Origin of the sequence: Streptomyces celluloflavus (assembly GCA_000720995.1) — a bacterium.
Classification (GTDB): Bacteria; Actinomycetota; Actinomycetes; order Streptomycetales; family Streptomycetaceae; genus Streptomyces; species Streptomyces celluloflavus.
Map to the genome: position 1 here is coordinate 17955 of JOEL01000020.1, position 21876 is coordinate 39830.

The 21876-nt window shown below is 72.5% G+C and carries 17 protein-coding genes and 1 pseudogene; 9 read left to right on the forward strand and 9 right to left on the reverse strand.

Features of this window, described 5'->3' with window-relative positions:
* Window positions 1–163: 163 nt before the first annotated feature.
* Window positions 164–1438 (forward strand): carbohydrate-binding protein, encoded by a 1275-nt coding sequence (locus IH09_RS19735; protein WP_052858087.1) that lies wholly within the window; start codon window positions 164–166, stop codon window positions 1436–1438.
* A gap of 61 nt (window positions 1439–1499) precedes the next feature.
* On the opposite strand, the gene IH09_RS19740 is transcribed toward IH09_RS19735, so the two are convergent.
* Window positions 1500–2372, reverse strand: a complete 873-nt coding sequence (locus IH09_RS19740; protein ID WP_052858091.1) for a polysaccharide deacetylase family protein — start codon at window positions 2370–2372, stop codon at window positions 1500–1502.
* A gap of 309 nt (window positions 2373–2681) precedes the next feature.
* On the opposite strand from IH09_RS19740, the gene IH09_RS19745 reads away from it, so the two are divergent.
* Window positions 2682–4646: an APC family permease gene (locus tag IH09_RS19745; RefSeq protein WP_052858094.1), complete on the forward strand. Its 1965-nt coding sequence runs from the start codon at window positions 2682–2684 to the stop codon at window positions 4644–4646.
* A 48-nt stretch (window positions 4647–4694) separates the two neighbouring features.
* Here IH09_RS19745 and IH09_RS19750 read toward each other — a convergent pair whose 3' ends face one another.
* Complete coding sequence (locus IH09_RS19750) at window positions 4695–5795, reverse strand: calcium:proton antiporter (protein WP_052858097.1); 1101 nt, start codon at window positions 5793–5795, stop codon at window positions 4695–4697.
* Window positions 5796–5897: 102 nt separating this feature from the next.
* Window positions 5898–6641, reverse strand: a complete 744-nt coding sequence (locus tag IH09_RS19755; protein WP_052858099.1) for a hypothetical protein — start codon at window positions 6639–6641, stop codon at window positions 5898–5900.
* A 389-nt stretch (window positions 6642–7030) separates the two neighbouring features.
* Here IH09_RS19755 and ggt point away from each other — a divergent pair, with 389 nt between their 5' ends.
* Complete coding sequence (gene ggt / locus IH09_RS19760; protein WP_052858101.1) at window positions 7031–8869, forward strand: gamma-glutamyltransferase; 1839 nt, start codon at window positions 7031–7033, stop codon at window positions 8867–8869.
* A gap of 186 nt (window positions 8870–9055) precedes the next feature.
* The gene (locus tag IH09_RS19765; protein WP_052858103.1) at window positions 9056–10525 is read left to right on the forward strand and encodes an amidase; all 1470 of its coding nucleotides are present in this window, start codon (window positions 9056–9058) and stop codon (window positions 10523–10525) included.
* A gap of 55 nt (window positions 10526–10580) precedes the next feature.
* Here the strand turns inward: IH09_RS19765 and IH09_RS19770 are convergent, their stop codons facing one another.
* The 3 genes from IH09_RS19770 to IH09_RS19780 all read right to left on the reverse strand — a co-directional run bounded on the left by IH09_RS19770 (window position 10581) and on the right by IH09_RS19780 (window position 13208).
* Window positions 10581–11135: an isochorismatase family protein gene (locus tag IH09_RS19770; RefSeq protein WP_052858106.1), complete on the reverse strand. Its 555-nt coding sequence runs from the start codon at window positions 11133–11135 to the stop codon at window positions 10581–10583.
* Window positions 11136–11226: 91 nt separating this feature from the next.
* Window positions 11227–12780: an MFS transporter gene (locus IH09_RS19775; RefSeq protein WP_240150469.1), complete on the reverse strand. Its 1554-nt coding sequence runs from the start codon at window positions 12778–12780 to the stop codon at window positions 11227–11229.
* Entirely contained in the window at window positions 12777–13208 is a 432-nt protein-coding gene (locus IH09_RS19780; RefSeq protein ID WP_052858110.1) for a MarR family winged helix-turn-helix transcriptional regulator, read from the reverse strand. The genes IH09_RS19775 and IH09_RS19780 overlap by 4 nt, the downstream gene beginning before the upstream one ends.
* Window positions 13209–13468: 260 nt before the next feature.
* Here IH09_RS19780 and IH09_RS19785 point away from each other — a divergent pair, with 260 nt between their 5' ends.
* Window positions 13469–14311 carry a nitrilase-related carbon-nitrogen hydrolase gene (locus IH09_RS19785; protein ID WP_052858113.1) on the forward strand — a complete coding sequence of 281 codons (843 nt, stop codon included), beginning with the start codon at window positions 13469–13471 and terminating at the stop codon, window positions 14309–14311.
* Window positions 14308–15621, forward strand: a complete 1314-nt coding sequence (locus tag IH09_RS19790; protein WP_052858115.1) for an aminotransferase class III-fold pyridoxal phosphate-dependent enzyme — start codon at window positions 14308–14310, stop codon at window positions 15619–15621. The genes IH09_RS19785 and IH09_RS19790 overlap by 4 nt, the downstream gene beginning before the upstream one ends.
* 155 nt (window positions 15622–15776) lie before the next feature.
* On the opposite strand, the pseudogene IH09_RS39985 reads toward IH09_RS19790, so the two are convergent.
* Window positions 15777–15934, reverse strand: a pseudogene (locus tag IH09_RS39985) (MarR family winged helix-turn-helix transcriptional regulator); the annotation flags it as partial.
* A 108-nt stretch (window positions 15935–16042) separates the two neighbouring features.
* On the opposite strand from IH09_RS39985, the gene IH09_RS19795 reads away from it, so the two are divergent.
* Window positions 16043–16603: a cysteine hydrolase family protein gene (locus IH09_RS19795; protein WP_052858118.1), complete on the forward strand. Its 561-nt coding sequence runs from the start codon at window positions 16043–16045 to the stop codon at window positions 16601–16603.
* 169 nt (window positions 16604–16772) lie between these two features.
* Here IH09_RS19795 and IH09_RS19800 read toward each other — a convergent pair whose 3' ends face one another.
* Window positions 16773–17600, reverse strand: a complete 828-nt coding sequence (locus tag IH09_RS19800; protein WP_052858121.1) for a heparin lyase I family protein — start codon at window positions 17598–17600, stop codon at window positions 16773–16775.
* Between the two features lie 232 nt (window positions 17601–17832).
* Window positions 17833–18714: an ABC transporter substrate-binding protein gene (locus tag IH09_RS19805; RefSeq protein WP_052858124.1), complete on the reverse strand. Its 882-nt coding sequence runs from the start codon at window positions 18712–18714 to the stop codon at window positions 17833–17835.
* Between the two features lie 638 nt (window positions 18715–19352).
* Between IH09_RS19805 and hydA the strand changes: the two genes are divergently transcribed.
* Both hydA and IH09_RS19815 read left to right on the forward strand, forming a co-directional pair.
* Window positions 19353–20759 (forward strand): dihydropyrimidinase, encoded by a 1407-nt coding sequence (hydA, locus tag IH09_RS19810; protein WP_381526288.1) that lies wholly within the window; start codon window positions 19353–19355, stop codon window positions 20757–20759.
* Between the two features lie 78 nt (window positions 20760–20837).
* Window positions 20838–21839 (forward strand): TIGR03842 family LLM class F420-dependent oxidoreductase, encoded by a 1002-nt coding sequence (locus IH09_RS19815; protein ID WP_052858129.1) that lies wholly within the window; start codon window positions 20838–20840, stop codon window positions 21837–21839.
* Window positions 21840–21876 lie beyond the last annotated feature (37 nt).

Consider the following 21876-nt stretch of genomic DNA (forward strand, 5'->3'; position numbering starts at 1 on the left):
GTGGTATTTGGAATGCCAATTTGGGTGGGGTGCTCGCCCGGGGCCTCCGGCATGGGTAGTTGAATTCGAGATTGGTCCGGTTTGAAGTGTTGACGCGTCAATGACGGGGGTTCACTCTGTGAGGCGATTGGTCTGGACCACTTCGTCTCCCGCGGGAGGACCCGTGTCACTTCGAAACGCCAGAACACTCACCACCGCCGTATCGGCGGCCTGCCTCGCGGCCGCGGCGCTGATCGGGACGGCCGCCGCCACCGGCCACGCGGCCACCACCGGCCGCGCGGTCACGGCCGGCCGTACGGTCCCCGCGGCGTCGGCCGCCGTCGGCAGCAACTGGTACGCCGCCGCCCCCTACCTCATGCCGCTGGACAACGATCCGCCGAACGCCGGCGCGGTCATGGACGCCACCGGTCTCAAGGCGTTCCAGCTGGCCTTCATCCTGGCGCCGAACGGGGGCGGCTGTGCGCCGACATGGGGCGGCACCAACCCGGTCGACTCCGACACCGCCGTGGCGGGCGTGATCTCCGCCATCCGCGCCAAGGGGGGTGATGTCTCGGCCTCCGTCGGGGGCTACGGCGGCACCAAGCTCGGCCAGAGCTGCGGCACCCCCGAGGCCACCGCCGCCGCGTACCAGAAGGCCATCGACACGTACGGGCTCAAAGCGCTCGACCTGGACCTGGAGGAGCCGGAGTACGAGAACACGGCCGCCGTGCACAACGAGATCGGCGCCGCCAAGATCCTCCAGCAGCGGAACCCCGGCATCTATCTGTCCATCACCACGGCGGGCACCGCCGATGGCACCGGCTGGTTCGGCAAGCAGATGCTCAACGAAGCCAAGTCCCAGGCGTTCATCCCGGACAACTTCTCCATCATGCCGTTCGACGGCGGATTCGACGGAGCCGCGTCGCAGACCCAGGCGCTGACGAACTTCAACGCCGTCCTCCGGTCCACCTTCGGCTGGGACGAGGCCACCGCCTACGCCCACGAAGGCATCTCGCAGATGAACGGCCGCAGCGACACCGGGGAGTACTTCACCCAGGCGGACTTCCAGGCCGTGCTCGACTTCGCGACCGGCCACCACATGGCGCGCTTCACCAACTGGTCCGTCAACCGCGACCGGCAGTGCTCCCCGCCGGACAACAACGGCAAGACGTCCGGCGCCTGCAGCGGCGTGCCGCAGGGCGCGTACGACTTCACCGCGTACTCGGTGAAGTTCGCCGGCGCCACCCCGCCCGCCCCGACGACACCGCCGACCACCTCACCCACCACACCTCCGCCCGGCGGGAGTTGCACCACGGCCGCGTACCGCAGCGGCACCGTCTACCTCGGCGGCGCCACCGTCTCCTACGACGGGCACCTCTGGAAGGCGAAGTGGTGGACACAGGGCGAGAGGCCCTCCACCGGCGGCTCGGGCGTATGGCAGGACCAGGGCACCTGCTGATCCCCGCAAACGGGCGGCGTCGTGCCCTCACGGGGACGCGGAAGCGGCCGCCCGCACCGGCTCAGTACTCGACCCGGATCGGGGTGTATCCCTCGTCCAGCAGGCGGGGCAGGTACCACTTCAGGGCGGCCACGGTCTGGGAGCGGTCGCCGCCGCCGTCGTGCGACAGCACGATCGCGCCCGGTTTCATCTCGCTCATGATGTTCCTCGCGATGCGGTCGGCACCGGGGGAGGTCCAGTCCAGTGAGTCGATCGACCAGTTGACGGGGGACATGCCCAGCTCGTTGCAGATTCTCAGGGAGGCCCGGTCCCAGTCGCCGTACGGGGCGCGGGCCAGGGTCGGGGGGCTGCCCAGGGTCTTCTCGATCAGGTCGCTGGTGCGGCCGAGTTCGCTGCGCACCCGGCCCGGGGCGAGCGTGGTGAACTGGGGGTGCGTCCAGGAGTGGTTGGCGACGATATGACCGTCGCCGACGATGGCGTGCAGCTGCTCCGGGAAGGCGACGGCGCATTCGCCGAGGACGAAGAAGGTGGCCCGGACGTCGTGGCTGCGCAGGACGCGGAGGACCTGGGGCGTGAAGCTGGGTTCGGGGCCGTCGTCGAAGGTGAGCGCGATCTCGCGGGTGCGGGTGGGGACGGTGAAGGCGACCTCGGCATGGGGCGGCGGGGCGTCGGGGTACCACGGAGAGGGCTCGCCGGCGAGGGGGCGCAGCCGGTAGGTGTCGGGGGCCTGTACGGGCAGCGTGCCACGGGCCGGTGGCGCGGGCGCGGCGGGGTGCGGCTTCGCCGCGTGCGCCGCGCCGTTGCGTCCCACGGGCGCTTTCGGGGTGTCGGTATCGGGCAGGGCCAGGATGCGGGCGGCGGACAGGGCGCCGATCGCGACGGCGCCGCGGAGCAGGAGTCGTCGCGTATTTGTGCGTTTATCGTTTTTATCCACCTCACCGTGCTCTCATGCGGCTACCGGTTCCGGCCGCAACGACACGGCGGGCGAGGGGTGTCGCGCGGGAATCGCACCCGATCGGCCGTCCGGTGGCGTGTGCCGAGGTGGCGGGGCGGGGTGGCCCCCCGGTGGGGGTGGCGCGGGGGAGTGGCGGGCCGCCGTGACACCGTCGGCAGCGGCCCGGCCCGGCTTTCGCGGGGGTCCTGCCCCGGCCCCGAGGGCGGCTCCGGCCCGTCCCGGCGCCTGCGGGGTCCGCCCCGCGAGCCTCCCTCCCGCTCCACTGGACGGCCCATAGTTTGTCCGGCTATGAGCCAATTCTTCAGGCCGAAGCGGATGATGGTCGGCCGTCCGCTGGACAGTGCGCGGCTCGGCGAGACGCTGCTGCCGAAGCGGCTGGCCCTGCCGATCTTCTGCAGCGACCCGCTGTCCTCGGTCGCCTACGCCACCGAGGAAATCCTGCTGGTGGTGGCGCTCGGCGGGGTCGCCCTGCTGCATCTGGCCTGGTATGCGGCGGCCGGCATCGTGCTGCTGCTCATCGTCGTGGTCGCCTCCTACCGGCAGACCTGTTACGCGTATCCCGGGGGCGGCGGGGCGTACATCGTCAGCGCCCGCAACCTCGGCCCGACCGCGGCGCTCACCTCGGCCAGCGCCCTGCTCGTCGACTATGTGCTGACCGTCGCGGTGTCCGTCGTCTCCGGGGTCGCGGCCATCACCTCCGCGATCCCGTCCCTCAGCGGCCACAACGTCGCGCTCTCCGTCGGCTTCGTGGCGCTGCTGGCCCTGATGAACCTGCGCGGCGTCCGCGAATCGGGCCGGGTCTTCGCCGTCCCCACCTACGGGTTCATCTTCTTCGTCTACCTGATGTTCGCGTTCGCCGCCGTACGGACGGCCACCGGCGCGAGCGTCCGCGCCGAGTCCGCGGCGCTGCCACTGCACACGGTCTCGGTCTACTCCGGGCTGGCGCTCGTGCTGCTGACGATGAGGGCCTTCGCGTCCGGCTGCACCGCGCTGACCGGCGTCGAGGCGATCAGCAACGGTGTGCCCGCCTTCGCCCGGCCCAAGAGCCGCAACGCCGCCATGACGCTGTCGATCATGGGATTCTTCTCGGTCACCATGTTCGCCGGGATCACGGTCCTGGCCATGGCCTACCGGGTGCACGTCGCGGCGGAGCCCGGCGAACTGGGGCTCGCGCCGGACACGCCGATGCCCACCGCGCTCTCCCAGATCGCCCGCGCCGCCTTCGGCGACGTCCGCTTCCTCTTCTACCTGCTGCAAGCCTTCACGGCCGGGGTGCTCATCCTCGCCGCCAACACCGCCTTCAACGGCTTCCCGATGCTGGCCTCGATCCTCGCCGCGGACGGCTACGCGCCCCGGCAGCTGCACAACCGCGGTGACCGGCTGGTCTTCTCCAACGGCGTCATCCTGCTCGCACTGGCCGCGATCGGGCTGATCGTCCTCTTCGACGCGGAGCTCACCCGGCTGATCCAGCTCTACATCATCGGCGTCTTCGTCTCCTTCACGCTCTCCCAGGCCGGCATGGTGCGGCACTGGCGGACCGTGCTCGCCGAACGGGGGACGGACACCGCGCTCCGCGTACGGCACCGGCGCTCCCAGGCGATCAACGCGGTCGGCGCGGTACTCACCGGTGTGGTGCTGATCATCGTCCTGATCACCAAGTTCACGCACGGCGCCTGGCTCGTGGTGATCGCCATGCCCACGCTCTTCCTGGCCATGCGGGGGGTACGGCAGCACTACCGGCGGGTCGCCGAGGAACTGGCGGTCGCGCCGGATGCCCGTCCCTGGGAGCCGGCCGGAATCCATGTGCTGGTGCTGGTCTCCGCCCTGAACGCGCCCGCGCTCAAGGCCCTCGGCTACGCCCGCGCGATGCGCCCCGCCTCGCTGAACGCGCTGACCGTCGCGGTCGATCCGTCGGACGTCGTGGGACTGCGCGAACAGTGGGACGCCCATGACATCGACGTACCGCTCCAGGTGCGCAGCTCGCCCTACCGGGACTTCACCCAACCGGTGATCAACCACATCCTGGACGTCGCGGAGCGGCATCCGGGCGGGGCCGTCACGGTCGTGATCCCCGAGTACATCGTCGGCCACTGGTGGGAACATCTGCTGCACAACCAGAGCGCCCTGCGCCTGAAGGCCCGGCTGCTCTTCACACCCGGCGTGACCGTGATCAACGTCCCGTTCCGGCTCGCGTCGAGCAGGCGCCCGCGAGAACGGGACGGACGGGACGGGTGGAGCGTCCGGGAGAGATAGGGCGGGCGGGGCACGGGTGCGGGGAGAGATCCCGGGTCGCGCGCCTTCTCAGGGGCTGACGGCCAGCACGATGTACGCGGCCAGCAGGGCGAGGTGGACGCCGCCCTGCAACGGGGTGGCACGGCCGGGGATCACCGTCAGCGTGCCGACGACGACGGTGAGGGCGAGCAGCACCATATGGCTGGCGCCCAGGCCCAGGACCAGGGGGCCCTTCAGCCAGACGGTGGCCAGCGAGACCGCGGGAATGGTCAGGCCGATGCTGGCCACCGCCGAGCCCAGGCCGAGGTTGAGGCTGGTCTGCACCCGGTCGCGGCGGGCCGCGCGGACCGCCGCGATGGTCTCCGGCAGCAGGACCAGCAGCGCGATGACGACCCCGACGGCGGAGGGCGGCAGACCGGCCGCGGCCACACCGGACTCGATGGTCGGGGAGACGGTTTTGGCCAGCCCGACCACCGCGATCAGGGCCAGCGCCAGCTCACCGAGGCTGAAGAGCGCGGCCTGCGCCGACGGCGGGTCGGCGTGGTCCTCGGCGTCGATCACCTTGCCCGCCGAGGTCACCGGCAGGAAGTAGTCCCGGTGCCGGACGGTCTGCGTGGCCACGAACAGCCCGTAGAGCGTCAGCGCGGCGAGGGCGGCGAAGACCAGCTGCGGTGGGGAGAAGCGCGGGCCCGGCGTGGTGGTGGTGAACGTCGGCAGGACCAGGCTGAGGCCGGCCAGTGTGGTGACGGTCGCCAGCGCCGCGCCGGTCCCCTCGGGGTTGAAGACGGCCACCCGGCGTTTGAGCGAGCCGACCAGCAGGCTGAGGCCGACGATGCCGTTGCAGGTGATCATCACCGCCGCGAAGACGGTGTCCCGGGCCAGCCCGGCGTTCTTCTCGCCGCCGTCGACCATCAGTGTGACGATCAGCGCCACCTCGATGATCGTCACCGCGACCGCCAGGATGAGTGACCCGAACGGCTCGCCCACGCGGTGCGCGATCACCTCGGCGTGGTGCACCGCGGCGAGCACTGCCCCGGCCAGGAAGCAGGAGACCACGGCGACCAGCGCGGCCGGCAGTGTCCGTCCCCAGGTCAGTGCCAGCAGGACGATTGCCACGATGGGCAGCAGACCGGTCCAGCGCAGGACCGTGGAACGGAGACCGGCGATCATGCCTTCGAGCTTCGCAGATCCCCCGTCTCCCCGCTCGCGGGCCGGGTCGCCGCCGGGAATTCGGCCGAACCGGGGTGGCGCGCCGGGCGGGCCCCGGGACGGTCAGGCCGCCGCCCGGTGGCCCCGCACCTCGGCGGGGGCGGTCGCGGCCTTGGTGACATCCGCCACCAACTCGACGACATCGGGTCCGTACGCCTGCGAGTTGACCACCTTCAGCAGCAGGCAGAACTGGCCCTCGGCGCCGTACCGGCGGGCCAGCCTGGTTCGGTTGCGGACGAGGTGGCGGACGGCGGCCCGATGCGTGACCGGGCGCTGGCCGGCCGCCAGGAACACCGGCCGGCCGCCCTCACCCGCCGTCAGACGGGCCAGCAGGACGTATTCGAGCGCCCCGGGCTCCATCCGGTACGTCGAGCCGCCGATCACGAAGGTGCCGCGGCTCATCCCCAGCTCGTCGCCCGGCTGCACGGTGACGCCCGGCAGCAGACTGGTCAGGTGCGAGGCCAGCCGGCGGTGCGCGGTCGGGTCGCCGACACAGAACTCGGTGCGCGCCCCGAACCCCTGGAGGCCGGTGTCGTGCGGTGCGACCTCGGGGTGCGCCCCGCAGTTCTCGACCACCGCGGCCAGCCCGAGCAGCGCCAGCGCGTCATGGCGGGGGATGCTCCAGTGGGCCGAGGCGCTGTCCCGGTGGGTGACCAGCACACACTCCGAACCGGCCGGCAGACCGAAGAAGTCCCGTTCACGGGTGAGCTTCCGGCGGGCCGCCGCCGATCGCACGGCCCAGCCGGCCGCGAGCCCCACGATGAGGGCCGCCGCCGGCACGGTCAGGAGCAGCAGGGTGTCGTCCATGGCGGGCGAGCGTAGCCGCAGTCCGGGAGCGTGTTCGAAGGCGGGGCGGGCGGCTGGGCGGGCTTGTCCCGGTCCGTACGGACACATCTGATACGTGCCGACACGGCTGGTCCATGCGGACATATGCGCTCTGTGCGCGCGCTTCGGACCCGAGCGGATACCCGCGCTCCGGGCCGGCACATCGGATCCGAGACGGCACGTCAGAGATGTGCAGCCCCCGGCCCGTGCCGGTACCTCTATCGGCGCGGCGCACCCGATCCGTACGGGCATATCCGGCCCGTACCGGCATAGGGGACGGGCCGCCGTCGCGCCCTCTATCGTCCCGCAAATCCCCCGAGTATGCTCCGCCCGCTGCCGCCCCCCGCGCGCACTTTGGAGGATATTCCGGTATGTCGAACGCCCGACGCCTCACCGTCCTGGGAGCGGCCGCCGCGCTGGCCGGCTCCCTGGTGGCGGTCCCCGCCGCCGCCCAGTCAGCGCCACCGCAACCCGGCGGCGCACCGCACTCCGGTCCGGCGGCCCCCGCTGCCGCACCGGCCAAGACCCCGGTCGCCATAGGCTCCGGCGGCGCGGTGTCCAGCGTCGACGCGGACGCCTCGGCCGCCGGTATAGCGGTACTGAAGAAGGGCGGCAACGCCGTGGACGCGGCGGTCGCCACCGCCGCCGCGCTCGGCGTCACCGAGCCCTACTCCGCGGGGGTCGGCGGCGGTGGCTACTTCGTCTACTACGACGCGAGGTCCCGGACCGTACGGACCCTCGACGGGCGGGAGACGGCGCCGCGCTCGGCGGGCAAGGACCTCTTCCTGGAGAGCGGCAAGCCGATCCCGTTCGACGACGCCGTCACCAGCGGGCTGAGCGTCGGCACCCCCGGCACCCCCGCCACCTGGGACACCGCCCTGCGCAAGTGGGGCAGCCGGTCGCTGGGCCAGGTGCTGCGGCCCGCACAGGATCTGGCCGAGCACGGTTTCACCGTCGACGAGACGTTCCGCCGGCAGACCGCGGACAACGAGGCCCGCTTCCGGGACTTCCCCGCGACCGCCGCCATCTTCCTGCCCGGGGGCAAGCTCCCGGCGGTCGGCTCGCAGCTGAAGAACCCCGATCTGGCGCGTACCTACGGGGAGTTGGCGAGGAAGGGCGTCGGTGCGCTCTACCGCGGGAAGCTGGGCCAGGACATCGTGCGGACGGTGCAGCGGCCGCCGGTGCGCCCCGGCGCCACCCGGCAGGTGCGGCCCGGCGACCTCACCGCCAAGGACCTGCGGGCCTACCGGGTGCGCGGCGAGGCGCCGACCCACACCACCTACCGCGGACTGGACGTCTACGGCATGGGGCCGTCCTCGTCCGGCGGCACCAGCGTCGCCGAGGCGCTCAACATCCTCTCGAAGAGCGACATTTCACGGCTGAGCGAGAAGCAGTACCTGCACCGCTACATCGAGGCCAGCCGGATCGCCTTCGCCGACCGCGGCCGCTGGGTGGGCGACCCGGCGTACGAGAAGGTGCCGACCAAGGGCCTGACCTCGCAGCGGTTCGCCGACTCGCGGGCCTGCCTGATCAAGGACGACGCGGCGCTCACCAGCCCGCTCGCGCCGGGCGACCCGCGCCACCCCCAGCGCTGCGACACCGGCGGCCAGGCGGCTCCGACGACGTACGAGGGTGAGAACACCACGCATCTGACCGTCGCCGACAAGTGGGGCAACGTCGTCGCCTACACCCTCACCATCGAGCAGACCGGCGGCAGCGGCATCGTCGTACCGGGCCGCGGCTTCCTGCTCAACAACGAGCTGACCGACTTCTCCTTCGCGCCCGCGAACCCGGCCGTGCACGACCCGAACCTGCCCGGCCCCGGTAAGCGGCCGCGCTCGTCCATCTCGCCGACGATCGTGCTGCGCGACGGCCGGCCGGTGGTGGCGCTCGGCTCGCCGGGCGGCGCGACCATCATCACGACCGTGCTGCAAACCCTCGTCAACCACCTGGACCGCGGGATGCCGCTGGTGGACGCCATCGCCGCACCGCGCGCCAGCCAGCGCAACGCGGCGGCCACCGAACTCGAACCGGCCCTGTGGAACAGCCCGCTGCGCGGCCAACTCGAAGCGATCGGCCAGGTGTTCAAGGAGAACCCGGAGATCGGGGCGGCTACCGGCGTCCAGCGGCTGCCGGACGGGCGCTGGCTCGCGGCGGCCGAGAAGGTACGGCGCGGCGGCGGATCCGCGATGGTGGTCCACCGGTCGTAGCGGTGGTCTTCGCGCCGGGCGGTCGGTCCGGGGCGGCGGCCGGCATCTGCCGTCCGTGTGTCTTCCGCGTTACTTCCGTGTGCCGTCCGGGCGTCCCGCAGCGCGGCGGCATTGTCGGCCGTGGGCGTGACGACTACCCTCCTGGGACCGTTTGTTCGAATGAACGGTCCCAGGAGGGCGCGCACCGTGAGCGTTGACGAGAGCCGGGAGAGCGAGACCGGGCCCGTACCGGCCGGACCGACCGGGGCTGCCGGGGAGTGGGAAGGGCTCGCCGAGCAGGCGCGGGCGCTCGCCGACGGCCGGGTGACCTCGGTCGCGCTCGTCCAGCGGTCGCTGGCCCGCATCGCGGCCACCCAGAGCAGCGTCAACGCCTTCCGGCGGGTCCGTGCCGAGGCGGCGCTGGCGGAGGCCGAGGCCGCCGACCGCAGGCTGGCCACCGGCGAACGGCTGCCGCTGCTCGGTGTGCCGGTCGCGGTCAAGGACGATACGGATGTGGCGGGTGAGCCGACCGCGTTCGGCTGCGCCGGAGACTTTCCGCCCAAGGCACGGGACGCCGAGGTCGTCCGGCGGCTGCGCGCGGCCGGTGCGGTGATCGTCGGCAAGACCAACGCCTGCGAACTCGGACAGTGGCCGTTCACCGAGGGACCGGCGTTCGGCGAGACCCGCAACCCGTGGCACCTCGCCCACACCCCGGGCGGCTCGTCCGGCGGTTCGGCCGCCGCGGTCGCCGCCGGACTGGTACCGGCCGCGCTCGGCACCGACGGCGCGGGCTCGGTACGGATCCCCGCGGCCTGGACCCATCTCGTCGGCATCAAGCCCCAGCGCGGCCGCATCTCCACCTGGCCCGACCCCGAGTCCTTTCAGGGGATCACCGGGATCGGCCCGCTGGCCCGCACGGTCGAGGACGCGGCGCTGCTGCTGGACGTCGCGAGCGGCAACCACACCGGCGATCTGCACCGCCCGCCCGTCATCGGCGCGCGCGAGGCGGCCGGCCGCGATCCGGGGCGGCTGCGCATCGCGCTGTCCTGGAAGCCCGCCTTCACCGGTACGTCCACACCACTGCACCCGGAGGTCCGGGCGGCGGTCACCGGTCTGGCCCGTACGCTGGCCCGCCTCGGCCACCACGTCGAGGCCGCCGAACCGGACTACGGCCTGGTCGGGCTCTCCTTCGTGCCGCGCGCGACGGCCGGGGTGGGGGAGTGGGCGGCACGGGTACCCGACCGCGCCCTGCTGGACCCCCGGACCCGGGAGGCGGCGCGGCTGGGACGGCTGCTGGGCGGCCCGGTACTGCGCCGGGCGCGCGCCGCCGAGAAGCGTCAACAGGAGCGCATCGGGGCGCTGTTCGGCCCGTACGACGTGCTGCTGACACCGACCACCGCCACCCCGCCGCCGCGCGTCGGCACCTTCGCGAAGCTGAACGGCTGGCGTACGGATCAGGCCATGATCGCCGCCTGTCCGTACGCCTGGCCGTGGAACGTGCTGGGCTGGCCGGGGGTGAGCGTGCCCGCCGGATTCAGCACCGGCGGGCTGCCGTTGGGCGCCCAGCTGCTCGGCCCGGCGCACACCGAGCCGCGGCTGATCTCGCTGGCCGCGCAGCTCCAGGACGATCTGCGCTGGCACGAGCGGCGGCCCGCCGGACATCCGGTCACCGGCTGACGGCGGGGGTACCCGCTGCCGTCCGCCGATACCGGCCGGCCGCCGCTCGGCGCCGTCAGCCGAGGAGCGCGATGATCGCGGCGGTCGTGTCCGTCTCGCCGAGCAGCGGGAAGATCCGCTCCAGACTGCGGCGGTGCGCCGCCTCGTCGGGGTCCGTCACCGCGTCGGTGGCGACGGTGACGTGGTAGCCGTGCTCGTGCGCGGCGCGGGCGCTGGACTCCACGCCGATGCTGGTGGCGATGCCGCCGAACACCACCTGGGTCACGCCGCGGCGGCGCAGCTCCAGGTCCAGGCCCGTGCCGTGGAAGGCGCCCCACTGCTGCTTGGTGACGGTGATGTCGGTGGGCTGCCGGTCGAGTTCGGGCACCAGCTCGGCCCAGTCGGCGGGCAGCGGCGTGCCGTCGCCCGGGCCGGACTCCGTACGGCCCGGCGCGCGGCCCGCGACGTTCACCAGGACGACGGGCAGCCCGTGCGCGCGGAAGGCGGCGGCGAGCCGCGCACCGCGCGCGATGATCTCGTCGGTGGGGTGGACGGTAGGCAGGGCGGCGATGCCCTTCTGGAGATCGATCAGGACCAGGGCGGTCCTGGCGTCGAGGGTCGTGGCGGGCACGGTGAACTCCTTTGACGTAACGGGTGGTTCCGGCGTGGCCGGAGGGGGGACTGTGGAGCCCTCTAGGGGCGGTGCGGCGCCGTCCGGCCGGTCAGCCGTCGGCCGTCCGGGCGGCGCCGGTCCGCAGTGAGCGGTCGGTGAGGGTCAGCGCGAGCAGTACGACGCCGAGGAGGACGCCGAGCCCGGCGATCTCGTGCAGCCCGGTATCCGTCGCGCGCCGCCCGTACACCAGCCCGATCAGGCTCGAAGCGCTGATCGCGCCGAGGTACTGGGCGGTGCGCTGGAGCCCGGCGGCCGCACCGACGCCGTCGGCCGGGGCCTGGGCGTAGACGGCGGCCTGATTGCCGGTGGCGGCCAGGCCCTGCGGGATGCCGAAGAGCGCCCCGGCGAAGAGCAGCGCGCCGAGCGGGGTGCCGTCGTGCAGCAGCAGGAGGACCCCGCCGCCCGCCGCGAGCGCGACCGCGGCGATCGTCAGCGGGGCGCGGATGCCCTTCGTCCGGGCGCCGGCCAGCGAACAGCAGGCGGCCGCAGCGGACATCGGCAGCATGATCAGGCCGGCGTGGAAGGACGAGTAGCCGTGTGCCTGCTCCAGCCACTGGCTGAACCCGTAGAGCACGCCGTAGATGACGAGATACGTCAGCCCGTGCCGCAGGTAGGTGCGCACCAGCGCGCGGTTGCGGGCGAGCATCCGCAGGTCGAGGAAGGGCGCCGGATGCCGGAGCTGCCACCACACCAGGACGGCCGCCAGCAGGACGGTGGGGGCGAGCAGCGGCCACCGAGGGTCGTCGAGGCGCAGCAGGAAGAACATCGCCGTGGTCAGGGTCGCGGCGAACAGCCCGATGCCCAGCGGGTCGAGGGAACCGCCCGTCGGCGCGTCGCCGGTGGCGGCCGGTGCGGGCCCGTTCTTGCCGCGCCCAGGATCGGCGGGCAGCCACCGCAGCCCGCAGACCAGGGCGACCAGCGCGAGCGGGACGTTCACGGCGAAGACCCCGCGCCAGCCCGTCGTGACGGCCAGCAGCCCGCCGAGCGTGGGGCCGACGGCGGCGCTGCCCAGCGCGGCGAGCGAGAGCCGGCCGAGTATGCGCCGGGGCGTGGGCAGCCCCGTCCGCCGCGACTCGGCGCGCAGCATCGCCATCGCGGCGGGGTACGCGGCCGCGGTGCCGATCCCGAGCACCACCCGCGAGACGACCAGCAGGGTGAAGGTGGGCGCGAGGGCGCCGAGCAGGCCCGCGACGCAGACGATCAGCGCACCGGCGGTGAAGACCCGGCGCGGGCCGAGCCGGTCCGCCAGCCGCCCCATCGACGGCTGGCCCACCGCGCTGGCGAGGAACATCGCGGAGATGAGCCAGGCGGTGTCGGCGGCGCCGACGTGGAAGTCCTCGCCGATGGCGACCAGGGCGGTGGCGATCATCGTCGAGTTGATGGGGTTCAGCGCCGAGCCGAGCAGCAGCGGCGTCATCAGCCGGGCACCGAAGGCGCGGTCGGCGGGGCCGGGAGCGCCCGGACCGGGATCGGCCGAGCCGGGAGCCCGGCGGGTGCCGGTGCGGGCCGGCGGACCGGTGGGAGCCGTGGGACCGGCGGTGCCGAGGGGGGCCGTGGCGGGGCCGGCTATCCCGTCCGGGCCGGCCGGTGGGGAGTCCGTCATTCCTGCATCAGCCGGCGCATCAGCCCGGTCGCCGTGGCGAGGGTCCGCTGTTCCTCGGGGGTCAGCCGCTCGGCGATGGCCACCGCGAGCCAGTTGTGCTTGGCCTGCCGCACCACGCCGAGCATCCGGCGGCCCTCCTCGGTGAGCGAGAAGACGACCTGGCGCCCGTCCGTCGGATGCGGGCTGCGGGCGACCACACCGCTCTCTTCCAGCGCGCCGAGCGTCAGCCGCATCGACTGCGGGCGGACCAGTTCGGCGCGGGCGAGCGCCGCGGTGGTGGCCGGTCCGCCGGTGTCGATCCGCCAGATGACCGACCGCTGGGTCGGGGTGAGTTCGCCCTGCGGGGAGGCCGCGCGCAGATGGCGCATCAGCTGCGACACGGTCGCGCCGAGGTCGGTGGCCAGATGTTCCTGATCTTTTTCCGGCATGCGCCGAGCGTAGGGGATGCACAGGTAAACTTGCAAGTTTGCCTGTCTTTTACGTTCCGGCAGGGCTGCCCCCGGCGAGGCCGTCACTCCCGCCGGAAGCGCTCCGCCGCCGGGTGCCGGGCGGGCCCGCCCGGTACGCCCGGTACGGACGCGCCGCACGGAAGATGGTCTTGCCACCGTGCGTGGCGGGGCTTACGGTCGCCTCCACACGCGTAGACCCGCGTGGTACGCAGGGTGACGCACCGACAAAGGAGCAGCTCATGGCCGATGTTGTGCGTGCCGCACTGGTTCAGGCGACCTGGACCGGCGACACCGAATCGATGATCGCGAAGCACGAGGAACACGCCCGCGCGGCCGCCGCGCAGGGCGCGAAGGTCATCGGCTTCCAAGAGGTCTTCAACGCCCCCTATTTCTGCCAGGTCCAGGAGCCGGAGCACTACCGCTGGGCCGAGCCGGTACCCGACGGCCCGACCGTCCGCCGGATGCAGCAACTCGCCCGCGAGACCGGCATGGTGATCGTGGTGCCCGTCTTCGAGGTCGAGCAGTCCGGCTTCTACTACAACACCGCGGCCGTCATCGACGCCGACGGCACCTTCCTGGGCAGCTATCGGAAGCACCACATCCCACAGGTCAAGGGCTTCTGGGAGAAGTACTACTTCAAGCCGGGGAACGCCGGCTGGCCGGTCTTCGACACCGCCGTCGGCAAGATCGGCGTCTACATCTGCTACGACCGCCACTTCCCCGAAGGCTGGCGGCAGTTGGGCCTCAACGGCGCCCAGCTCGTCTACAACCCCTCCGCCACCTCCCGCGGCCTGTCCGGCTACCTCTGGCAGCTGGAGCAGCCCGCGGCGGCCGTCGCCAACGAGTACTTCATCGCGGCGATCAACCGGGTCGGCGTCGAGGAGTACGGCGACAACGACTTCTACGGCACCAGCTACTTCGTCGACCCGCGCGGCCGGTTCGTCGGCGAGGTCGCCAGCGACTCCAAAGAGGAACTGGTCATCCGTGACCTCGACTTCGGGCTGATCGACGAGGTGCGGCAGCAGTGGGCGTTCTACCGTGACCGCCGCCCCGACGCCTACGAGGGCCTGGTGCGGCCGTGACCCACGACTCCGCGAGCCTGTACGCCCGCCACCAGGCCGTCCTGCCGTCCTGGCTCGGCCTCTTCTACGAGCGGCCGCTCGAACTGACCCACGGCGAGGGCCGGCACGTCTGGGACGCCGAGGGCAACCGCTACCTCGACTTCTTCGGCGGCATCCTGACCACCATGACGGCGCACGCGCTGCCCGAGGTGACCCGGGCCGTCGCCGAACAGGCCGGCCGGATCATCCACACCTCCACGCAGTACCTCTCCCGCCCCATGGTCGAGCTGGCGGAGCGGATCGCCGCGCTCTCCGGCATCCCGGACGCCCGGGTCTTCTTCACCACCTCGGGCACCGAGGCCAACGACGCCGCCCTGCTGCTGGCCACGGCGTACCGCGGGTCCAACCAGGTCCTGGCGATGCGCAACAGCTACCACGGCCGGTCGTTCTCGGCCATCGGCGTCACCGGCAACACCAGCTGGTCGCCGACGAGCCTCTCGCCGCTCCAGACGCTCTACGTGCACGGCGGGGTGCGCGGCCGCGGCCCGTTCGCGGAGCTGGACGACGGTGCGTACACCGCGGCGTGCGTCGCCGACCTGGAGGACATGCTCCAGCAGACCGCGGGCGGCGTCGCCGCGCTGATCGCCGAACCGGTGCAGGGCGTCGGCGGGTTCACCGCACCACCGGACGGCCTGTACGCGGCGTTCCGCGAGGTGCTCACCCGGCACGGCATCCTCTGGATCAGCGACGAGGTGCAGACCGGCTGGGGCCGGACCGGCGACCACTTCTGGGGCTGGCAGGCACACGCCGACAACGGCCCGCCGGACCTGCTCACCTTCGCCAAGGGGATCGGCAACGGGATGTCCATCGGCGGCGTGGTGGCCCGTGCCGAGGTGATGAACGCGCTCCCCGCGAACTCCATCTCGACCTTCGGCGGCAGCCCGGTCACCATGGCCGCGGGCCTGGCCAACCTCACCTACCTCCTGGAACACGATCTGCCGGGCAACGCCAGGCGCGTCGGCGGGCTGCTCATCGAGCGGCTGCGGGCGGTCTCGGCCGGACTCGACGTGGTACGGGAAGTGCGCGGCCGGGGCCTGATGATCGGCATCGAACTCGTCCGCCCCGGCACCGGCGAACCGTCCCCCGAGGCCGCCGCCCTCGTCCTGGAGACCGCCCGCGAACGCGGCCTGCTGGTGGGCAAGGGCGGCCTGGGCGGCGCCACGCTGCGCATCGCACCCCCGATGTCCCTGACCGTCGCCGAGGCGGAGGAGGGCGCGGACCTGCTCGCGGACGCACTGCGGACGGCCCAGCAGCGGTGGGCTGCCGCGTAGGGTCTGCCGTCCATCGTTACCCGGCCACATCGTGGCTCAGCCGGCATCCACGTTGCCGAACAGCGCATGCAGCGCACCGGGGCGCGGCGGCGACGTCGATGTCGGCCACGGCCGGACCGCCGTCGGCTTGACGCCGTGGTGCGCGCTGCTCACGGGGCCCGTACCGCACCGATCGCGGCCCGGCCCTCGTCGGTGAGCCGGATGAGCGATGATCGGCGGTGTGCCGGGTTGGCCGGGCTCTCCACCAGGCGTGCCGGGCGGCGTTGTTCGCCATACGTCGCACGGACCGCCGGCTGAGTGCCTGTGCCCGTCCCGTCCCGCCCGACGGGCGCATCACCACCGTGCCCGGGGCCGAGCAGGATCCGAATATGGCGAACCCGGCCCGTTCCCATGCCGAACCGACTTCGCTCCTGGAGACGATATGAGCAGCGCCCTTCTCGTGATGGACGTCCAACAAGCCATCGTGGACATCGTCGACGACGGCTCCGGATACCTGCCACGCCTGCGCAGGGCGATCGATGGGGCCCGGGTGGCGGACATCCCCGTGATCTACGTGGTCATCGAGTTCCGCCCCGGCTTCCCGGAAGTCGGCACGCGCAACAGGGCTCTCACCGCTATCGCAGAGGCCGGCCTCTTCGTCGAGGGCGCCCCGGGTACGGAGATCCACCCCGAGGTCGCGCCCCGGCCGGGCGATGTGGTGGTCACCAAGAGACGGGCGAGTGCGTTCTCGGGCAGCGATCTCGACATGGTGCTCAGGGCGCGCGGTATCGACAGCCTCGTGCTCACCGGCATCGCCACCAGCGCGGTGGTGCTGTCCACCCTGTGCCAGGCGAACGACCTGGACTTCGGCCTCGCCGTCCTCTCCGACGCCTGTCTGGACACCGCCCCGGAGCTGCACCGGGTCCTCATGGAGCGGCTGTTCCCGCAGTGGGCGGATGTCGTCACCGTCGACGACTGGGTCAAGACGATCGCCCCTCGGTAGCGGCGGACCGGGCGGGCGGTGATATGGGGGCCGCCGGCTCCGGCGGGCCTGCCCGTCTTCGTGGGGTGGCCGGCCCGGACGTCGTCGGACGCGGCGCCGGGCCGGGGTCTCCGGTAGCAGCTTCACCGGCACCGGCGTGGACGCGCCGGGACCGGCGTCCCCGGGCGCGTCAGGGGGCGGCGTCCCCGTAAGTCCGGCCGACCGCCGGGCTGTTGAGGTAGGCGGTGGCCTGGCCCGTGACGCCGTCGGAGCGGTAGACGCCCCACTTGTCGGTGACCCAGTCGCCGCGCAGGGTCGCCGCCCGGTACTGCTCGGTGCCACCGGTCAGCCGCTGGGCCGTGCCGTCGTGCCAGAGCTCGACCCAGCCCTTGGCGGGGTCCTCGGAGATCTTGATTCCCACGACGAAGTCGTGCCAGGTGTTGAGCGTGAGCCCGGTGTGCCACAGCTGTGTGGTCTTCAGATCCGGGTCGCAGTACTCCAGGTCGACGGTGCCGTCACCCCGCGCGCGCAGCGAGAGCGGCGGCATCGCGGCGCCCGAGCCGTAGTCCTTGAGCTGCCACAGGACCACCCAGTTGCCCTTCTTCGTCGGCAGCGGCCCCCACATCGACCGCCAGCCGACGTAGTAGACGTCGCCCTCCTTCGCGAAGCGCAGCCGGGATCCGTCGGCGGTGCGGTGGCCCCGGGTCTCGACCCGGACCCGGGTGGCGTCGTCGATCTTCTCGCCCGAGGTGTGCAGCTGGAACGACTTGCCGTACCGGCCGGCCGGATCGTCGACGACCCGCACCGAGCCGGGCTTGGTCTCGGTGCCCTCGAAGGAGGCCAGGCCCCGGGCCGGATCGGCGCGCCACAGCGGCGCCGCGCGGTGCGTGGCGGCACCCGCCCGGCCGGCCGGCGCCGATGACTCCTCGGCGGCCGACGCCGTCCAGGTGCCGACCAGCGCGAGGCTGGCCAGGAGAGCAACTCCCCATCGGACATGGGGAGTTAAGGGTCGCTTCATCACGGGCTCCCGGAGTGGGGGGATGGGATGCGAGTGAAAGTTAGGTTTGTTTCCAGACCCCGTCAAGGGGGTGCGGGGAGGGCGCGGTGCACGGGGTGGGGCCGGTGCTGATCACCGCGTCCGGGGCGCCGGTGCCGCGCGCCGTTGTCGTGCCGCGAATGCCCGTGCCGACGTGGTCCGCCGCCCCGGCCGCCGTCCGAGGAGGCGGGGCACGGCCACCGGCGGAGGCGGGTCACGACCCGGCTGTCTCCCGAATCGTCTCGGCCATCGACGCGAAGAACCGGGTGTGCGCGCGACGGCTGCACGGAGCTTCCGGATTCCACGGTATGAGCCGCGCGCGGGCCTCGATCGCCCGCCAGTTCTCGTCGGCGCGCAGCGCTTCGGGCCGGGCGGCGTTGGCCCGTACGTCCGTCAGCACGATGTCCGCCGCCAGCGCCGCGGCCTCCGCCCAGCCGACCGTGGACCAGTTCGTACCGGCGCCGCCGGCCGGCTCCAGCAGGCCGACACCGTGCTCGGCCAGCGCCCGCAGATCGGGCCAGGCGCTCGGCCGGGCCAGATGCACCCGCTCCGGTCCGGCCGGCGACAGCGCCAGCACCCGCGGCCGGCGAGGGCCCCCGGTCGCCTGCCGCAGCGCGTCCTCCGCGGCGTCCAACTCGCCCGCCGCGGACAGCGGTTCACCCTTGCCCAGCGAACCGGCGAGCGCCGCGAACCGTTCGCGCACCTCCGCCAGTCCCCGGCCGGGACCCACCGCGACGGTCACCACCGGGACGTGCGCCTCCACCTCCAGCGCGGTCTTCGGCTCCAGACCGTAGACCTGCCGGCCGTCGTAGGTGACGGCCACCACGAGGTCCGGCCGGGCCGCCAGGAGGGTGTCCGGGTGCAGCGCGCCGCCCGAACCGAGATAGGGGATGTCATCGAGCGGCAGCTCACCGCTCTTGGCCCGGTCGGGTCCGGCGCCGTCGTGCTGGGATCCGAAGATGCCCACGGGGCGGATGCCGTGGTCCCACAGCGTCGCCCCGGCCTGTATGTACGCCACGATCCTCAACGGCCGGCTCCCGGCCACCGCCAGGCGCCCGCGGTCGTCGGAAACCTCCCAGGGCGTGCTCTGTTCCATGACGTGTCGCCTTTCTGATGTCGCTGTCCTGAACCTGATGTCCGCAGATTGATTCCGAGTCCGAGTCCGAGTCCGAGTTCGAATCCGAATTTGAGTCCTGATGTCTGCAGGCCGAGCCGCGAAGTCCTCGGCCGGGGGCTTCCTCCCGGCCTTCGTCACGCCGGCCGCCGTGCGCCGACCGATCCGTGCGGCCGATGGCGTCGTGGCGGCCGCATCCCACCGGCCACACCGCGCCGTAGGGGGTCGTACCCGGCCCGCCGTCCTGCGGAGGTCGTCCCTTGCGCGGCGTCCGCTCCGCCGATCGGACGGCACGGCCGACGGCATCGGCGGTTACCTGCCCACCACGGAGCCTCCGCACCCCTCCGCGCGCCCCCGGCCCGCCCCGCGTGCTGCCCGCCCCGCCCGGTGTTGCCCCGTCCAGCTGATCGTCCGCGCAACACGGCGGCGCCTGCCCATTACCGGCCGGACTCTTGCCACCTGGGGTGACATGCTTCTACGGTCTCCTTCTCGACCGGAATCTACGGGTGTAGACCGGTTGTGGCGCGGCGTCAGCGGAGCGGACCTGCCGAGGAGATGGTCCGCGTCGAGCTCCGCCTTCCGGTGCCGTGGATGCCGCTGGTGTGGAAGGGAGCAGGATTGTGAGCCGTACGGTCATCCGGGGCGGACTGGTCATCACCGCCGCCGACGAGATGCACGCCGATGTCCTCGTGGAGGACGGCCGGATCGCCGCCCTCGCCGCGCACGGCAGCCCGTCCGCCGCGAGCTGGCACGAGTCCGCGGACCGCACCATCGACGCCACCGGCAAGTACGTCCTCCCGGGCGGCGTGGACGCCCACACCCACTTCGACTTCCCGTTCGGCGGGACCTCCTCCGCCGACACCTTCGAGACCGGCACCCGCGCCGCGGCCTGGGGCGGCACGACCACCGTCGTCGACTTCGCGGTCCAGAGCCGGGGCCAGGCGCTGCGCGCGGGCCTGGACCAGTGGCACGCCAAATCAGACGCCCGGTGCGCCATCGACTACGCCTTCCACATGATCCTCTCCGATGTGAACGACCACACGCTCAAGGAGATGGACCGCCTGGTGGAGGAGGGCGTGACGTCCTTCAAGCTGTTCACCGCCTACCCCGGGGTCTTCTACAGCGACGACGGACAGATCCTGCGCGCGATGCAACAGGCCGCCGGAAACGGCGGGCTGACGATGATGCACGCCGAGAACGGCATCGCCATCGACGTCCTCGTCGAGCAGGCGCTCGCGGCCGGCCGGACCGATCCGCGCTACCACGGCGAGGTCCGGCACGTCCTCCTCGAAGCCGAGGCCACCCACCGCACCATCCAGCTCGCCCGGATCGCCGGCGCACCGCTCTACGTCGTGCACGTCTCCGCCGAGGAGGCCGTCGCGGAGCTGATGCAGGCCCGCGACAAGGGGCTGAACGTCTTCGGCGAAACCTGCCCGCAGTATCTGTTCCTGTCCACCGACAACCTCGCGGAGCCGGACTTCGAGGGCGCCAAATATGTGTGCAGTACGCCGCTGCGCCCGCGCGAGCACCAGGAGGCGCTCTGGCGCGGGCTGCGGACCAACGACCTCCAGGTGGTCTCCACAGACCACTGCCCCTTCTGCTTCCGGGGCCAGAAGGAACTGGGCCGCGGCGACTTCTCCCGTATCCCCAACGGCCTGCCCGGTGTGGAGAACCGGATGGACCTCCTCCACCAGGGCGTCGTGGAAGGGCGCATCAGCCGCCGCCGCTGGATCGAGATCGCCTGCGCCACCCCGGCCCGGATGTTCGGCCTCTACCCGAAGAAGGGCACCATCGCCCCCGGCACCGACGCCGATATCGTCCTCTACGACCCCACCGCCGAACAGACCGTCTCCGCCGCGACCCACCATATGAACGTCGACTACTCGGCGTACGAGGGCAAGCGGCTCACCGGACGGGTGGAGACGGTCCTCTCCCGCGGTGAACTCGTCATCGACCGGCGCGAGTTCACCGGCCGCGCGGGCCACGGGCAGTACATCCCGCGCGGCACCTGCCAGTACCTCGTCTAGGCGCGTATCCGTACCCCGTATCCGTGCCGCCCGTACCCGGCACGGCGCGTGTCCGTACCTCAGTCAAGGAGTGCCGCTGTGGATTTCGGAGTTGTCCTCCAGACCGACCCGCCCGCGTCCGCCGTCGTGGAGCTGATGAGCCGCGCCGAGCGCAACGGCTTCCGCTACGGCTGGACCTTCGACTCCTCCGTGCTGTGGGAGGAACCGTTCGTCATCTACAGCCGCATCCTGGAACACACCGAGCGGCTGATCGTCGGCCCGATGGTCACCAACCCCTCCACCCGCACCCCGGAGGTCACCGCCTCCACCTTCGCCACGCTCAACGAGATGTTCGGCAACCGCACGGTCTGCGGCATCGGACGCGGCGACTCCGCGATGCGGGTGGCCGGACGGGCCCCCAACACCCTGGCCCGGCTGGGCGAATCGATCGGCGTCATCCGCGACCTGGCCGAGGGCCGGGAGGCGGACGTCGGCGGGCGGCGGCTGCGGATCCCCTGGGTCGAGAACGGCAGACTCCCCGTCTGGATGGCCGCGTACGGGCCCAAGGCCCTCGCCATGACCGGCCGGCTGGCGGACGGTTTCATCCTCCAGCTCGCCGACCCCTATCTGACCGAATGGATGATCAAGGCCGTCCGCCGGGCCGCGGTGGACGCCGGCCGCGACCCGGCCGCCATCACGATCTGCGTCGCCGCGCCCGCCTACGTGGGCGACGACCTCGACCACGCCCGCGAGCAGTGCCGCTGGTTCGGCGGCATGGTGGGCAACCACGTCGCCGACCTCGTCGGCCGCTACGGCGCGCACTCCGGGATGGTCCCGGACGAGCTGACGGACTACATCAAGGCCCGGGACGGCTACGACTACGCCCACCACGGCCGGACCGGCAACCCGGACACCGCCTTCGTGCCGGACGCGATCGTGGACCGCTTCTGCCTGCTGGGCCCGCCCGAGGCCCATCTCGACAAGCTGCGGGAACTCCGGGCGCTGGGTGTGGACCAGTTCGCGCTCTACGCCATGCACGATGCGAAGGAAGCCACCATCGACGCGTACGGAGCGCGGATCATTCCCGCCCTCGGCGGCTGAACGGGCGCGGCCACCCGGCGGGCCGAACCCGCCGGCC

Excerpts from the sequence above, each read along its gene's own strand:
- IH09_RS19745 (WP_052858094.1), top strand. The coding sequence starts at position 2,682 with ATGAGCCAATTCTTCAGGCCGAAGCGGATGATGGTCGGCCGTCCGCTG.
- IH09_RS19750 (WP_052858097.1), bottom strand. The coding sequence starts at position 5,795 with ATGATCGCCGGTCTCCGTTCCACGGTCCTGCGCTGGACCGGTCTGCTG.
- IH09_RS19755 (WP_052858099.1), bottom strand. The coding sequence starts at position 6,641 with ATGGACGACACCCTGCTGCTCCTGACCGTGCCGGCGGCGGCCCTCATC.
- ggt (WP_052858101.1), top strand. The coding sequence starts at position 7,031 with ATGTCGAACGCCCGACGCCTCACCGTCCTGGGAGCGGCCGCCGCGCTG.
- IH09_RS19775 (WP_240150469.1), bottom strand. The coding sequence starts at position 12,780 with ATGACGGACTCCCCACCGGCCGGCCCGGACGGGATAGCCGGCCCCGCC.
- IH09_RS19780 (WP_052858110.1), bottom strand. The coding sequence starts at position 13,208 with ATGCCGGAAAAAGATCAGGAACATCTGGCCACCGACCTCGGCGCGACC.
- IH09_RS19785 (WP_052858113.1), top strand. The coding sequence starts at position 13,469 with ATGGCCGATGTTGTGCGTGCCGCACTGGTTCAGGCGACCTGGACCGGC.
- IH09_RS19795 (WP_052858118.1), top strand. The coding sequence starts at position 16,043 with ATGAGCAGCGCCCTTCTCGTGATGGACGTCCAACAAGCCATCGTGGAC.
- IH09_RS19800 (WP_052858121.1), bottom strand. The coding sequence starts at position 17,600 with ATGAAGCGACCCTTAACTCCCCATGTCCGATGGGGAGTTGCTCTCCTG.
- IH09_RS19805 (WP_052858124.1), bottom strand. The coding sequence starts at position 18,714 with ATGGAACAGAGCACGCCCTGGGAGGTTTCCGACGACCGCGGGCGCCTG.